Here is a 13,319-nt window from a genome sequence, read left to right as displayed (position 1 = left end):
GAACCGGCTCAGCACCCCAATGGGCCGATGTAGCCCGGCAGGCCGCGCGCGCCCGCGGCGTGGGCCAGCCGGAACGCCTGCGCCAGCGCGATGGCAAAGTGATGCGGGGTGTCGAACGGGCCCGCCACGTGGCGGCGGAAATAGTCGGCCCAGCGGAAATCCATATAGGCGGTCTTGACCTTGCGATAGCCGCCGGCCAGCTGCACGAAGGCCTCGAGGCTGCGATACGGGTCGTCGCGCATGTCGTGGATGCCGGCAGGCAGTTCCGTCAGCGGACGGCGGCGCCCGTGTTCGTCGTAAGGGTGGACCATGTGCTCGGCCACCATGTGGCGCCAGAACGCCGGCACGTCCATGTCGCTCAGGTCGGCGCGCACCACGCCCGGCACATGGGTGAGCCCCAGATCGTGCCAGGCGCGCACCCAGTGATGGTGATCGACCACGTACAGGGCCTGTTCCGGACCGATCACCAGGTGTACGCGGTGCCGGTCCAGGAACGCGGCGCGGTCCTCCGGTGGCACGCGCCGGGTGACATGGACCTTCTGCGCGACGTGGTAGCCGCCTACCGTGATCTGGGTGGGACGCAGGGCATCCAGCGGCACCATCAGCTTGCTGTCCGGGCACAGCTTGCGAGGCTGGCGGCGCATGGGCGCATCAACTCTTGTTCAGCGTGCGCTCAGGCGAGATCCCCGAAGTATCGGTGCCGGCCGCATCGTCGCCGCCGACCTCGGAGCCCGCCGCCCACGCGGCGCCCGGCTGGCGCTGCACGCGCAGGTGATTATTCACCTCGGTGACGCCGAACACGGCATCGGCAATGTCCTCGATCACGTACTTCTCGCGGCGCTCGCGCACGGTGCCGTCCAGCGTCACCACGCCGTTGGCCACTTCCACGCTGACATCGTGGACATCGACATAGGGGTTCATCGCCAGGCGTTCGCACACATCCTCGCGTACGCGCTCATCGGCGCGGCGGTAGCCCTTGGGGCCGACCGGACGGCGCCCGGCGCGCTGGCCGCCTGGCGCTCCCGCTTGCGCCGTATAGGACGCGTGGCGCCGGTAGCCCGGATCATCCGGGTACACACGCTGGCCGCCGCTGTACGACTGGCCACCGCTGCCGGCATCGCCAAAATAGCCGCCGCCATAGCTCGGCTGCCCGGCGCGCTGCGCGCGGTCGCGTTCCATGCCTTCGCGCCAGTGCATGGCGCGGCCGCCGCGTTCACCCCATTCTTCTTCACCACCGTGCCAGCCGCGGCCAGGCTGGCGCGGGTCATCCTCATCGCTGAGTTCGCTGCGGCGTCCGCGCGGGCCGAAGCGGTCTTCATCGCGGTAGCCATAGCCCGATTCGCGTTCTTCGCTGCGGTAGCCGCTGTCCTGCGGGGCCGGCCGGTAGCCACCATAGCCGCTGCTGTACGGATGGCCGGTGCCGCCCGTGTCGGCCGCGCCATAGCCCGGTTCGCCCCAACTGCCGCGGCGCTGGCCGGCAGGCGTGCCCTGCTGGTACCACGGGCCGCCATGGAGATCGGACTCGCGTTCGCGGCCCGGAGGCGCGGATTGGCCGCTGCTGTCGCCGCGCCAGTCCTCGCCCCATTCCTGTCCCCAGTCCTCCGAGCCGCTGCCCCGGCCCTGGTCGCGCGTCCGTTGCGCCGGGCCGCGCTCGCGGCGCTGCGTTTCGCTGCCGCTGCGGGGGCCGCTGCGGCTGCGCTCGTTGCGGAAGTTGAACATGGTTGCCTCCTGGCTGTGGGGCCCGGGCGTCCTCCGCCGCACTGCCAGGTGCGGCGGGCCCGTGCGGCAACCGCCGCAGGCGCGCCGGGCCGGTGATGTTCATGCCTGCAATGGCCGCAATATCCGTGCCCCGACGCGCGCGCGGGGGCCAGGCGGGCTGGCCGTCCCGGATCGCTGTAAGGATTGCCGGGCGATGTAAGGGTTACGGGCGGCGTGTCAGCCACGGCCGCGGGCCGCGGCGTGGCCCGGGCTCGCCGTTTGCGGCATGGAATTTGCGCGGCACCTGCAAGGGCCGCGATGCGGCCGCGCAGACAGGAGCCAGCCATGTCCACACCGACCAGCATCCCGCCCCAGCACCAGTCGCGACAACCTGGCCTGGAGTCCGCCATGCGGCCGCAGCCGGACAGCGGCGCTGACGACTATGTCGGCAGCGGCCGCCTGCGCGGGCGCGCGGCGCTGATTACCGGCGGCGACAGCGGCATCGGCCGGGCCATTGCGGTGGCCTTTGCGCGTGAAGGCGCCGATGTCGCCATCGCCTATCTCGATGAGCATGCCGATGCGCGCGAGACCGTCGAGCTGGTGGAGGGGGCGGGCCGCAAATGCCTGGCAATCGCCGGCGACCTCGCCGACCGCGCGCATGCCGAGGCCGTGGCGCGACAGGCGTTGCAGCAGTACGGCAAGCTCGACATCCTGGTCAACAACGCCGCCGAGCAACACTCCAAGGCCTCGCTGGAAGAGGTCGACGCCAGCCAGGTGGAGGCCACCTTCCGCACCAATGTGTTTGCGATGTTCCACCTGACGCGCGCGGTGCTGCCGCACCTGAAGTCGGGCGCGTCAATACTGAACACCACTTCGGTGACCGCGTATCGCGGCAGCAAGCACCTGCTGGATTATTCCGCCACCAAGGGTGCGATCGTATCGTTCACGCGTTCCCTGGCGCTGCAGGTGGTCGAGCGCGGCATCCGTGTCAACGGCGTCGCGCCGGGCCCGATCTGGACACCGCTGATCCCGTCGACCTTCACCGCGGAGGAAGTGGCCGAGTTTGGCAAGAAGACGCCGATGGGCCGCCCGGGACAACCGTTCGAGGTGGCGGCGGGCTTTGTATTCCTGGCGTCCGACGCGGCCAGCTATATCACCGGGCAGATCCTGCACATCAACGGCGGCGAGGTCGTCAACGGCTGAGGCGCCAGGGCGGGGCATGTAGTTCCGGGGCCGCCTTTGCAAATATTGCACGCCGGCGTGCGCGCCATGCAGGCCGTGCGCGCGGCGTGCCGCACAGCAGGCGCAGGCGTGGCTCTTGCAATGTGGATGACAGCAGTCATGACCATCGCCACCATCATGGGAGTCAGTCATCATGTCATCGATCGTAGCCGGACGTTTCGATTCGATTGCCAGCGCCGAAGACGTGGCACGTACCCTGTTCTCGCGCGGCTTCTCCGTGTGGGACGTATCCATCATGTCGGTGGGGCCGGACAGTGCGCCGGAAAGCGGCGCGGTGGACCGCGTCATGCTGGCGGCATGCGTCAACAACGGCCTCGATTCCGTTGCCGTGGACGTGCTGCGTGAAGCCGGGGCGAGCGCACTGGAATGCGCGCAAGGCAACTGGGAATGCGGCCAGTGGACGGATTTCAATCCCGCCCGCCACGGCGAGCCCATACGCGGCGGCGAGGGTGAGTACTGGCCACGCCCGCTCGCACGCGAGGCGGTTGCCGAAGAGAGCACCGGCAACGAAGACCCGGGCAGCGAGCTTGAGCACTTCGTCGACCAGAAGCGTGCCGAGAACGACTGAGCGCCGCGTCGCCGCAGCCGACAGCGCTGAACCAGGCACGCCGCGCAGCGCGCGAGGCAACGCCGTTGCCGAACTGGCTCGCCTGCGCCCGACCCAGCTGACGCTCGGTTATGCCCACGTCAGCTACAAGATGGATGTCACGCAGCGCCACGCGAACCCGGACGACCACGCGGCGCTGCGGCGCTTCATGCGCCGCCATCGCGTCAAGACCGTGGCCGGGCCGGGCGGCAGCCTCTATATCATCGATCACCATCACTGGGCGCGGGCGTGGCTGGATCTCGGCTACGAGCAGGCACCCGTGCGCGTGCTGCATGACTTCAGCCGCCTGAGCCCGTCGGCGTTCTGGAAACGGATGCGCCGTCTCGGCCATGTCCATCCCTACGACGAGCACGGCAAGCTGCTGGGCCCGAAGGCGCTGCCGCCCACTGTGCGGGGCATGCGCGACGATCCCTATCGCAGCCTGGCGGCCTTTGCGCGCGAGGCCGGGGCTTACCGCAAGCCTGGCAGCGCTGCCGGCGATTTCTCCTGGGCCGCCTTCCTGCGCGAGCGGGTGGAACAGGACCTGGGCAGCGTTGCGGGATTCGGGCTGGCGCTGGCGGAGTCGATCCGGCTGGCGCGCAGCACCCGGGCAAGACGTTTGCCCGGCTATTGCGGCGGGCCGGCGAGGGGGAGGGTCGGGGGAAAGAAGGGCGGTGCCAGATAGCAGGTGGTGGCTGGCCCTGGCAGCCCGCTTGGGCTTGCTCGCTCGCCCACGGGCGGGAGAGTGAGCAAGCTTGCCGATCAACTGTCTGACTTGTGCTTCGGCATGCCCTTGGTCTTGGTCGAAGCCATCTTGTCGAGTTCCTTCTCGCTCATCGATTTATACATCGAGCGGGAAGGTCCCTTGAGCGATCCGGCCTTCTTTTCGCCGCGCTTTGCGGAGAGCGCCGCTCCCGCGGCCTGCTGTTGCGCCTTGGATTTGGCTGGCATCTGGGTCTCCTTGCAAATGGGGGAAGGAACCGGGCGATGCGGTGGCACACGCCCGCGCTTCGTTATAGGGCGCCGGCGCGGCAGCGACAAGGGTAGCCCCGCGCTGGCGCCGCTGCGTGCGCCAGCCGGCGTGCGTTGCCCGCAGGCTGGCCGGGAACGCTAGATCCGGCCAAGCACCACGAGCAGCACCACGATCAGGACGATCAGGCCCAGGCCGCCGCTAGGCCAGTAGCCCCAGCCGGAACTGTAGGGCCAGGCCGGCAACGCGCCGATCAGCAGCAGGATAAGGATGATCAGGAGAATGGTGCCGATTCCCATGGCGTGCTCCTTGTTGTGGATCTGGCAAGCCGGGCTTCCGGACCGGGTGGCCTCGGAGAGCCAACTGCTTACAGTTCAGCCTAGATCAGGGGGCGCCGGCGTCCCCCCGGACTAGGGCTGAAATCGCTGTAGGAATCGGACGACGTTGGGGTGCCGGACGCGCAACATGCAGGGCTGTCGTGGCGGCCACTGCGCCGCGTTCAGAACGCTGCGTTCAGCCCGTGTTCGACGGCATAGACGGCCACCTGCACGCGGCTGGCCAGGTTCAGCTTCTTCAGGATGTTCTGCACGTGGATCTTCACCGTGCTTTCCGCCACACCCAGGTCGCGCGCGATCTCCTTGTTGCTTTCGCCGCGCGCCAGGCCCTGCACGATCTCGCGCTCGCGCGCGGTCAGCCGCGGCGCTTCGTCCTGGCGCGCCGCGGCCACCGGTGCGGGAGCGCGGAACTGGGCCACCAGCTTGGCGGTCATGCTGTCGGAGATGACCGGCTCGCCGGCCGCGGCACGGCGGATGCCGGCGATCAGCGCCTCGGTCTCGATATTCTTGATCAGGTAGCCGCGCGCGCCGCCGCGCAGCGCGGCAGCCAGTTCCTCGGCTTCCTCGGACACGGTCAGCACGATCACGGCGGTCCGCGGCAGGTCTTCCACCAGCAGCTGCAGGGCCTCCAGGCCGGACAGGCCGGGCATGTTCAGGTCCAGCAGGATCACGTCGGGACGGTGCTGCTTGGCGCGCTTGATGCCTTCCACGCCGTCGGCGGCTTCGTCGACGATCTCGAAGTCGGCCTGCCGCTGCAGCAGCGCACGGATGCCGGAGCGGAACAGGGTGTGGTCGTCGATCAGCAGGATGCGGATGGTCATGGCTGGGTCTCGGTGGTCGTGGGGGCGGGGCGGGTGTCGGCGAACTCGCGGGCGCCGGAAGAGCGGCCGGCGGGCAGCACCAGTTCGATGCGCACGCCGTGGCCGGGGCGGGCCTGCACGTGCAGCTGCGCCCCCAGCCGCGCCGCGCGCTCGCGCATGATGTTCAGGCCGATATGCGCTTCGGCGCGCGTGGCGATTTCCTCCGGATCGAAGCCCTCGCCGTCGTCCTGCACCACCAGCCGGAAATCGCGGCCGTGGCTGAGCGCCACCGCCACGTGCGCCGCCATGGCGTGCTTGCGCACATTGGAGAGCGCCTCCTGCAGGATGAACAGCACCTGCAGCTGCTGCTCCGGCGCCAGCGGCCAGGCGCCGCCGCTCTCGTCAATGGCGAGCGTGGCCTCGGTGCGGCACTGGCGCCGAAAGCGGCCCACGGTCTCTTCCACCGCCGGTCGCAGCTCGCCGGTGCCGAGCCGCGAGCGGAAGTTGTTCAGCAGTTCGCGCACGTCCTGGTAGCTCTCTTCCACGCCGTGGCGCAGCATCGGCACGATCTCACGGGTCTCGGCCAGGTCGTCGCGTTCGACCGCGGCGTCCAGCAGCTGCACCTGCAGGTTCAGGTAGTTCAGGCCCTGGGCAATGCTGTCGTGCAGGCCCTGCGCCACCAGGTTGCGCTCTTCCACCACCGCCAGCTGGCGCGCGGTCGCGGACAGGCGCAGGTGTTCCAGCGCGGTGCCAAGGTGCTGGCCCAGTGTTTCCAGCATCTGGCGGTCTGACGGGGGCAGCGCGCGCGGCGTGCGGAAGTGCAGCGCGAACACGCCGGTGGCGCCGCGCTGGCTTTCGATGCGGAAGGCCGCCAGCGACTGGAAGCCGTTGCGGCTGCAGGGCGTGGCATCCCCGGCGGCGCCCTGGCGCTGCGCCGCGCGCAGGTCGACGATGGCGACCACGGCCTCGCGCGTGGCGTCGCCGCAATGGCAGGCGTTGGCCGCCGCGCAGGATTCGGATTCTGCCAGCGCGGCCGGCAGGCCGGCGGCTGCCAGCAGGTGCATCCTGCCATGGCGGCTGTCCAGCACGCGCACGCTGCCGCCATCGGCATCGAACTGGCGCATCACGCGTTCCAGGAAGCCGCGCGCCATGGCCTCGGCATCGGCGGCCTGGTTCAGGAAGGCGGCCATGTCGTAGAGCGTCTCCAGGTCGCGGTTCTGGCGTTCCAGCTCGGCGGTCTTCTGTGCCACGCGCGTCTCCAGGTCGTGGTACAGCCCCTGCAGTTCGCCGGCCATGCGGTTGAAGCCTTCGCTGAGGGTGCCGAACTCGTCGCGGCTTTCCACCGGCAGGCGCAGCGAGAACTCGCGCGCGGCCATGCGCCGCAGGCCGTCCTGCAGCCGCAGCACCGGCAGGATGATCCACAGGTAGAGCAGGTAGATCACGGCCACGGTGCCGACGCAGGCCATTGCCGCCAGCGCGATCTGCGACAAGCGCAGCCAGTCGGTCTTGCGCGCGCTGTCATGCTCGATCATGCCAACCAGGCGATCGGCCTGCGCGACGAAGCCGGGCAGTGCGGCGATATAGCTTGCCGGCGCTGCGTGCTCGCCCGTTCCGGCTACCGCCAGCGGGCGCAGACGTTGTTGCCAGCCCTGCGTGACACGGGTCATCTGGGCATGGATGGCGGGTTCGTCCGGCAGGAACAGCGGGCGCGCCGCGTCGCCTTTCCTGAGCAGGGCCAGCGTGGCGTCCAGCGCCTGCACCTGCTCGGCCAGTGCATTGTCCTGGCGCGCCTGCGCCAGCGTCAGTTCGATCGCCACGCGGTTGGCGCGCATGCGCAGGCTGCCGGCGTCATTGATGGCGGCACCCGCGCCCTCCAGCTTCCATGACAGCCACAGCGTGCCGGCAATCATGCCCAGCACCACCAGCAGCACGGCCAGCGAGAGCGAGATGATGCGGGTGGAGAGGCGGTCGCGCAGCGCCGACAGGCCGGCAGCGCGGAAGTCCGCCGCGGCGCTGGCGGCTGGAGGATCGGTTCGGAACATGGCGGTATCGGGGGCTACCAGTCGGGGGAAGCCGGGTGGTGGCCCGGCGGCCGGCGCGTGCATGGCTGCGCGCTGGCATCGAGGGCAATTTTCCCTGCGCAGCACGCGGGGCTTCCTGCGCCAGATCAAGAAAACCCGGCTTCGGCGTCTGGCATGTGCGGCCGGCGGCGCATCGGCTTGTCATTTGCGGGGAATACCGCCCACACACCAGGCCTGTCACGTCGTGACATATCGCTCCACCGCATGGCGCGGGGATACATCGTCGGACTTATCTGCGGTCAAATCCCCACGACCTGCCCTAGCCTAGCATCGGGTCCCAACATTGATGGGGAGAAGCAAGGCGTGAAGGCAGCCAGTTTCGACTATGAACGCGCCCCGCGCCTGGCCGTGGTGTTCGGCTGCCTGATGCCGGCGCCGTGGCTTGGTGCTGCGGCGGGAGTCTTGCTTGCCGCCGGTCCGCCCGGCGGCTTGCCGGACCGCTTTGCGCCACTGGCGCTGGTGGCGGTGCATGTGCTGGCGCTGGGCATGCTGCTGCCGGTCATGGTGGGCGCGCTGTTCCAGATGATGCCGGTGGTGGCCGGCGTGGCCGTGCCGGGTGCGGGGCTGCTTGCGCCGTTCATGGCCGCGGCCGGCGCGGGCGTGGCCACTGCCCTGGGCATTGGCCTGCTCGGCGGCGAGCCTGTGGCGATGCAGGCGGCTGCGGCCGTGGCCGTGATCCCGTTGCTGGCCGGGGCCATCCTGCTGGCTGCGGGCCGGCGCGTGGCCGCAGTGGATGCCACCACGCGCACCCTTGCCGGCATCGGCGCGCCGCTGATGGTCGCGGTGCTGTGCGGCATGGTGCTGGCCGGCGCCTTCGGCGGCTGGTGGCGCGTGCCGGTGGCGCGCTGGCTCGGCCTGCATATGGCGTGGGTGCTGGGCGGCTGGCTGGCGGCGCTGGTGACCGGCGTGGCCACCACCGTGCTGCCGATGTTCTGGCAGGTGCCACGCCTGCCGGCGGCGATCGGGCGCTGGCTGCCCATGGCGCACTGGTTGCCGCTGGCGCTGTTCAGCGCCGCGGCAATGCTGTGGCCGGATCACCGTGCGCTGGCGTATGGCGTGCTGCTCGTGTGGCTGGCGTTCGTGGCGGTGGTGGGCGCATGCGGGCTGGCCGGCACGCTGCGCGCGCGGCGGCGCCATGATCCGCTGTGGCTGCTCTGGCCGGTGGCATGCGCCAGCATGGCAGGCGCGGCGCTGCTGGGGGCGGCGGCCGTGGTGCTGCCCGCCACCGGGCTGCCGCTGGCATGGTGGGCCGGCACCATGGCGCTGGTCGGCGTGGGCGTGCTGCCGGTCACGGCCATGCTCGGCAAGATCGTGCCGTTCCTGGCCTGGCTGCACCTGCGCCGGCTGCTGCCGCCGCGCGCGCGGGTGCCGGCCATGCAGGCCATCATCGTGCCGGGCCGGCAACGGCGGCAGGCATGGCTGCTGCTGGCTGCCTACGTCCTGCTGCTGGCGGTGCCGCTGGCGCCGGCGCCGCTGGCCCGTGCTGGCGGCGTGCTGCTGGCGGGCGCCAATGCGTGGCTGGGGTGGCAACTGCTGGGAGCGTTGCGATGCATGCGGGAGATGAAGAAGCGCGGCGGATTACCGCCGCGCTCAGATTGCTGACAAAGTCTTTCCTGCTGCGGGTGTGCGGCGCCCGTTGCACTTGCCGGCCTTGCGGGTTGGCTCGCTCAGATTGCTGAAGCTGTTGCCGTCAGGCTGGCGCCAGCCCGGCGGGCTTTTCCCCCGTCAACAGATAGTGCATCAGCTCCGCCACCGGCCGGATCGCCTCGCCGAAGGGCAGCGCACCCCGGCCGCGGAAGAACAGGCCGCGCTCCACGTCGCCGCGCACGGCCTGCGCCAGCTTCAGGTCGATGCAGAACTGGCCGATGCGGGCAATGCCGTCGCGCAGCCCGCACGCCTGCAGGCAGTCGAAGCCCTCCAGGCATTCACGCGGCCTGGCGCGGCGCTGCAGCCGCGACTCGCTCGACAGGTAGCGCGACAGCCACGGCGTCAGCACGGCGCGCGCGGGCAGCCCGGCCACGCTGGTGAACTCGCGCAGGGTCTCGGGCCGCGCCGTGGCCAGCACCTGCTTGAAGGCCGGGTGGGCATCGCATTCCTCGGTCACGGCGAAGGCCGTGCCCAGCTGCACCGCGGCGGCGCCCTCGCCCAGCCAGTGGCGCACCTTGGCATGGCTGTCGATGCCGCCGGCCAGGATCAGCGGAATGCTGTCCCAGGCCAGCCCGAGCTGCGCAAACAGCTCGCGGCATTCGGCCAGCACGCGCGAAAACGAAAAGCGCGGCTCTGACAGGTCCTGGATGCTGGCCGCGCCCAGATGGCCGCCGGCATGGGCCGGATGCTCGACCACGATGGCATCGGGCAGGCGGCCCTTCTTCATCCAGCGGCGCAGCACCAGGCCGATGCCGCGCGCCTCGGACAGGATCGGGATCAGCGCCACCCTGGGGTGGCTGGCGGTCAGTTCGGGCAGGTCCAGCGGCAGGCCAGCGCCCATGACGATGGCATCGGCGCCGCTTTCACAGGATTGCCGCACCAGCGCGGCGTGCGAGCCCACCGCCTTCATCACGTTGACGGCGATCAGCCCGCGGCCCTCGGACGCCGTGCGCGCGGCACGGATCTCGCGATCCAGCGCTTCGAGGTTGGCGGCTTCGATGGCGGGCTTGTCACGGCTGCCGCGGGTGCGTTCCATCAGGTCGGGGTGGTGGTGGCGCAGGTCGATGCTGGCGATGGTGCCGACGCCGTTCTCGCGCGCGACGGCGCCGGCCAGCCGGTGGGCCGAGATGCCGATGCCCATGCCGCCCTGCACGATGGGCAGCAGGCGGCGGCCGGCCAGCTTGAGCCAGGGTTGATTCATAAAATCTCCGGAAGAGGATGGGCGCGGGGCCGGCGTGCGGCCAGCCGCGTGGATGACCGGGCAAGCGTGGCACAGCGGCACGTGCCGGCGTTTGCCGCAGGTCAAGCGCGCGGTGGTGGCCTGCCATCGGCCTACGCCGACCGGCATAGGCCGGCGCGGGCGGTGTGCGGTTGGCGTGGGTTTGCGCGCGGTCAAGCCCCTGCTGCAAGCGCTTGGCTAGCATCGGCGGCTGTCTTCATCTTCGCGCCGCCGCCGGCGCCATCACCGATGACCCCTGCCTCCCCAGCTCCATCCACCGCGGCGAACGTGCCGCGCCGGCCCCAGCTCGTTGCGCCCGCCGGTTCGCTGGCGGCCCTGCGCATGGCGCTGCAGCACGGCGCCGACGCGGTCTACCTGGGCCTGCGCGATGCCACCAACGCGCGCAACTTCGGCGGCCTGAACTTTACCGAGGCCGACATCCGCACCGGCGTGGCCGAAGCCCACGCGCGCGGCGCCGAGGTGCTGTTCGCGATCAACACCTTTGCCCAGATGGGCGCGGTGGCCCAATGGCAGCGCGCGGTCGATGCGGCGGCGGACCTTGGCGCCGACGCGGTCATCATGGCCGACGCCGGCCTGATGGACTATGCGTGCGAGCGCCATCCGGGCTTGCGCCTGCACCTGTCGGTGCAGGGTTCGGCCACGCACGCCGACGCCATCGAGCTGATGCGCGAGCGCTTCCATATCCGCCGCGTGGTGCTGCCGCGCGTGCTGTCGCTGGCGCAGATCGGCAAGCTGGCGCGCCAGACCAGCGTGGAACTGGAGGTGTTCGGCTTCGGCAGCCTGTGCGTGATGGCCGAGGGGCGCTGCCTGCTGTCGTCCTACGCCACCGGCGACTCGCCCAACAACAAGGGCGTCTGCTCGCCCGCGCACGCGGTGCGCTGGACCGAGCAGGACGGCACCATGCAGGCGCGGCTGTCGGGCATCCTGATCGACAGCTATGCGCCGGGCGAGCCGGCCGGCTATCCCACGCTGTGCAAGGGCCGCTTCGAGGTGGAGGGCGAGCGCGGCTACGTGCTGGAAGAGCCCACCAGCCTCAATGCGCTGTCGCTGCTGCCGGCGCTGATCGACATGGGCATCGCTGCCATCAAGATCGAAGGCCGGCAGCGCAGCCCGCGCTATGTGGGCGATGTGGTCGGTGTGCTGCGCGCGGCCATCGACGCGGCCTGCGCCGATCCGGCACGCTTCGTGCCGCGGCAAGAGTGGCAGAGCACGCTGGGGCGCCATGCCGAAGGCGACCAGGTCACGCAAGGCGCCTATGACCGGCCGTGGCGGTGACACCCATGACATCGATCTGCCTTGAACCGGCCATGACGGAGCTTCCCATGCCAGAGATTGCCGCGGCCGCGATGCCGCAAACCGTAGCGATGCCCGCCTTCGGCATCGCCCTGGGCCCACTGCTGTACTACTGGCCGCGCGAGGCCGTGATGCAGTTCTATGCGTCGGTCGCCGATGCGCCGGTCGACCGCGTCTATCTCGGCGAGACCGTCTGCACGCGCCGCCATGAAGTCCGCCATGCGCAATGGCTGGAGATTGCGCAAATGCTGCGCGATGCCGGCAAGGAGGTGGTGCTGTCCACGCCGGTGCTGGTGGAGTCCGACACTGACATCGCCTGGATGCGCCGCGCCTGCGCCCAGGACGACTACCTGGTCGAGGCCAACGACCTTGGCGCGGTGCGCTGCATGCAAGGGCGGCCCTTTGTCGGCGGCCCCCACCTCAATGTCTACCACGCCGATACGCTGGCGTGGCTGGCCGGGCTGGGCGCGGCCGGCTGCGTCGCGCCGGTGGAGATGGATGGCGCCACACTGGCCGCGCTGGCAGCGGCGCGCCCCACCGGCATGCGCCTGGAAGCCTTTGTCTGGGGCCGGCTGCCGCTGGCGTTCTCGGCGCGCTGCTTTACCGCGCGCCACCATCGCCTGCGCAAGGACAGTTGCGAGTTCCGCTGCATGGACTATCCCGACGGCCTGGTGGCAGCCACCGGCGAGGGGCAGGCGTTCTTCACGCTCAACGGCGTGCAGACGCAGAGCGCCACCTGCCTGGACCTGTGCGCAGAGGCGTTGGCGATGGCGCGGATGGGGGTGGGGATGCTGCGCGTGAGCCCGCATTCATCCGGCACGCTGCAGGTGGTGCAACAGCTCGCGGCGATTCGTGCTGGTGAACAGGCACCCGCTGCCAGCGGCATCACGCCGACCGGCGCCCAGCCCTGCAACGGCTACTGGCACCGCAGCGCGGGCATCGCCTGGGAGGCCCGGGCATGAGCGCGCTGCACAAGCTGATCGCGGGCGTGCACCGGCGCATGCCCGCCCGTGCCAGGGCGCTGCCGCTGGTGGCGGCGCTGGAGCTGGCGCGCCGAGCGGGATGGCTGGAGCCACCGGCCGCACTGGACGGACACGCCTTCCTGCTGACGGTGCAGGACCTTGGGCTGGCCGTGCCGTTCCGCTGCGAAGGCGGGCGCTTTCGTGCCGCGGCAGCGGACGCCGAGGCTGAGCTGACGCTGCGCGCCTGCGCGGTCGACTACCTGCGCCTGCTGGGCGGCGAGGCCGATACCGACACGCTGTTCTTCCAGCGCCGGCTGGTGATCAGCGGCGATACCGCGCTGGGCCTGGAGGTCAAGTACTGGCTCGACGCCGCGCCGCGGCCCGCATGGGTCAGCCAGGCGGCGGCGCGGCTGGTGGCCTTGCACGGCGCCACCGTGGGGCGGGCAGGTGCGGCGTCGTAGCCGT

The 13,319-nt window shown here is 70.6% G+C and carries 14 protein-coding genes; 7 read left to right on the top strand and 7 right to left on the bottom strand.

The features are described from left to right. Positions 1-8: 8 nt before the first annotated feature. A complete protein-coding gene (locus I6H87_RS30555) occupies positions 9-644 on the bottom strand; it encodes a ParB-like protein (protein WP_010810659.1) in 636 nt (211 codons plus the stop codon). Between the two features lie 7 nt (positions 645-651). Next, positions 652-1,719, bottom strand: coding sequence for a BON domain-containing protein (locus I6H87_RS30550; RefSeq protein WP_011617799.1), 1,068 nt, complete (start codon positions 1,717-1,719; stop codon positions 652-654). A 324-nt stretch (positions 1,720-2,043) separates the two neighbouring features. Between I6H87_RS30550 and I6H87_RS30545 the strand changes: the two genes are divergently transcribed. The 3 genes from I6H87_RS30545 to I6H87_RS30535 all read left to right on the top strand — a co-directional run bounded on the left by I6H87_RS30545 (position 2,044) and on the right by I6H87_RS30535 (position 4,211). Continuing rightward, positions 2,044-2,901 (top strand): SDR family oxidoreductase, encoded by an 858-nt coding sequence (locus I6H87_RS30545; RefSeq protein WP_010810657.1) that lies wholly within the window; start codon positions 2,044-2,046, stop codon positions 2,899-2,901. Positions 2,902-3,073: 172 nt separating this feature from the next. Continuing rightward, positions 3,074-3,508 carry a hypothetical protein gene (locus tag I6H87_RS30540; RefSeq protein WP_010810656.1) on the top strand — a complete coding sequence of 145 codons (435 nt, stop codon included), beginning with the start codon at positions 3,074-3,076 and terminating at the stop codon, positions 3,506-3,508. Beyond that, positions 3,492-4,211 carry a ParB-like protein gene (locus tag I6H87_RS30535; protein WP_011617798.1) on the top strand — a complete coding sequence of 240 codons (720 nt, stop codon included), beginning with the start codon at positions 3,492-3,494 and terminating at the stop codon, positions 4,209-4,211. The genes I6H87_RS30540 and I6H87_RS30535 overlap by 17 nt, the downstream gene beginning before the upstream one ends. Before the next feature lie 77 nt (positions 4,212-4,288). Here I6H87_RS30535 and I6H87_RS30530 read toward each other — a convergent pair whose 3' ends face one another. The 4 genes from I6H87_RS30530 to I6H87_RS30515 form a co-directional block, all read right to left on the bottom strand. Beyond that, positions 4,289-4,477, bottom strand: coding sequence for a DUF3008 family protein (locus I6H87_RS30530; protein ID WP_010810654.1), 189 nt, complete (start codon positions 4,475-4,477; stop codon positions 4,289-4,291). A gap of 159 nt (positions 4,478-4,636) precedes the next feature. Then, complete coding sequence (locus tag I6H87_RS30525; protein WP_010810653.1) at positions 4,637-4,795, bottom strand: DUF3309 family protein; 159 nt, start codon at positions 4,793-4,795, stop codon at positions 4,637-4,639. A gap of 200 nt (positions 4,796-4,995) precedes the next feature. Then, positions 4,996-5,652 carry a response regulator gene (locus tag I6H87_RS30520; RefSeq protein ID WP_011617797.1) on the bottom strand — a complete coding sequence of 219 codons (657 nt, stop codon included), beginning with the start codon at positions 5,650-5,652 and terminating at the stop codon, positions 4,996-4,998. Continuing rightward, positions 5,649-7,673, bottom strand: coding sequence for a type IV pili methyl-accepting chemotaxis transducer N-terminal domain-containing protein (locus tag I6H87_RS30515; RefSeq protein ID WP_011617796.1), 2,025 nt, complete (start codon positions 7,671-7,673; stop codon positions 5,649-5,651). The genes I6H87_RS30520 and I6H87_RS30515 overlap by 4 nt, the downstream gene beginning before the upstream one ends. Positions 7,674-8,015: 342 nt before the next feature. On the opposite strand from I6H87_RS30515, the gene I6H87_RS30510 reads away from it, so the two are divergent. After that, positions 8,016-9,314: a hypothetical protein gene (locus I6H87_RS30510; protein ID WP_011617795.1), complete on the top strand. Its 1,299-nt coding sequence runs from the start codon at positions 8,016-8,018 to the stop codon at positions 9,312-9,314. 88 nt (positions 9,315-9,402) lie between these two features. On the opposite strand, the gene I6H87_RS30505 is transcribed toward I6H87_RS30510, so the two are convergent. Further along, the gene (locus tag I6H87_RS30505) at positions 9,403-10,560 is read right to left on the bottom strand and encodes an NAD(P)H-dependent flavin oxidoreductase (RefSeq protein ID WP_010810649.1); all 1,158 of its coding nucleotides are present in this window, start codon (positions 10,558-10,560) and stop codon (positions 9,403-9,405) included. 267 nt (positions 10,561-10,827) lie between these two features. Between I6H87_RS30505 and ubiU the strand changes: the two genes are divergently transcribed. From ubiU to ubiT, 3 genes are read left to right on the top strand one after another with little or no spacing between them, the layout of a single operon-like run. Next, a complete protein-coding gene (gene ubiU, locus I6H87_RS30500; RefSeq protein WP_174549461.1) occupies positions 10,828-11,874 on the top strand; it encodes a ubiquinone anaerobic biosynthesis protein UbiU in 1,047 nt (348 codons plus the stop codon). Between the two features lie 47 nt (positions 11,875-11,921). After that, on the top strand, positions 11,922-12,854 hold the full coding sequence (locus I6H87_RS30495) for a U32 family peptidase (RefSeq protein ID WP_041688556.1): 933 nt from the start codon (positions 11,922-11,924) through the stop codon (positions 12,852-12,854). Next, entirely contained in the window at positions 12,851-13,315 is a 465-nt protein-coding gene (ubiT, locus tag I6H87_RS30490; protein WP_011617792.1) for a ubiquinone anaerobic biosynthesis accessory factor UbiT, read from the top strand. Before I6H87_RS30495 ends, ubiT begins: the two co-directional genes overlap by 4 nt. Positions 13,316-13,319: the final 4 nt, after the last annotated feature.

This window comes from Cupriavidus necator, assembly GCF_016127575.1.
GTDB classification, from domain to species: Bacteria; Pseudomonadota; Gammaproteobacteria; order Burkholderiales; family Burkholderiaceae; genus Cupriavidus; species Cupriavidus necator_D.
Note: the sequence above shows the minus strand (reverse complement) of the source record. Positions and strands in the feature narration are given on the sequence as shown.

Coding starts and splice junctions, on each gene's coding strand:
- ubiT (WP_011617792.1), top strand. CDS start 12,851: ATGAGCGCGCTGCACAAGCTGATCGCGGGCGTGCACCGGCGCATGCCC.
- I6H87_RS30555 (WP_010810659.1), bottom strand. CDS start 644: ATGCGCCGCCAGCCTCGCAAGCTGTGCCCGGACAGCAAGCTGATGGTG.
- I6H87_RS30495 (WP_041688556.1), top strand. CDS start 11,922: ATGCCAGAGATTGCCGCGGCCGCGATGCCGCAAACCGTAGCGATGCCC.
- I6H87_RS30520 (WP_011617797.1), bottom strand. CDS start 5,652: ATGACCATCCGCATCCTGCTGATCGACGACCACACCCTGTTCCGCTCC.
- I6H87_RS30505 (WP_010810649.1), bottom strand. CDS start 10,560: ATGAATCAACCCTGGCTCAAGCTGGCCGGCCGCCGCCTGCTGCCCATC.
- I6H87_RS30540 (WP_010810656.1), top strand. CDS start 3,074: ATGTCATCGATCGTAGCCGGACGTTTCGATTCGATTGCCAGCGCCGAA.
- I6H87_RS30545 (WP_010810657.1), top strand. CDS start 2,044: ATGTCCACACCGACCAGCATCCCGCCCCAGCACCAGTCGCGACAACCT.
- I6H87_RS30550 (WP_011617799.1), bottom strand. CDS start 1,719: ATGTTCAACTTCCGCAACGAGCGCAGCCGCAGCGGCCCCCGCAGCGGC.
- I6H87_RS30525 (WP_010810653.1), bottom strand. CDS start 4,795: ATGGGAATCGGCACCATTCTCCTGATCATCCTTATCCTGCTGCTGATC.
- I6H87_RS30530 (WP_010810654.1), bottom strand. CDS start 4,477: ATGCCAGCCAAATCCAAGGCGCAACAGCAGGCCGCGGGAGCGGCGCTC.
- I6H87_RS30515 (WP_011617796.1), bottom strand. CDS start 7,673: ATGTTCCGAACCGATCCTCCAGCCGCCAGCGCCGCGGCGGACTTCCGC.
- ubiU (WP_174549461.1), top strand. CDS start 10,828: ATGACCCCTGCCTCCCCAGCTCCATCCACCGCGGCGAACGTGCCGCGC.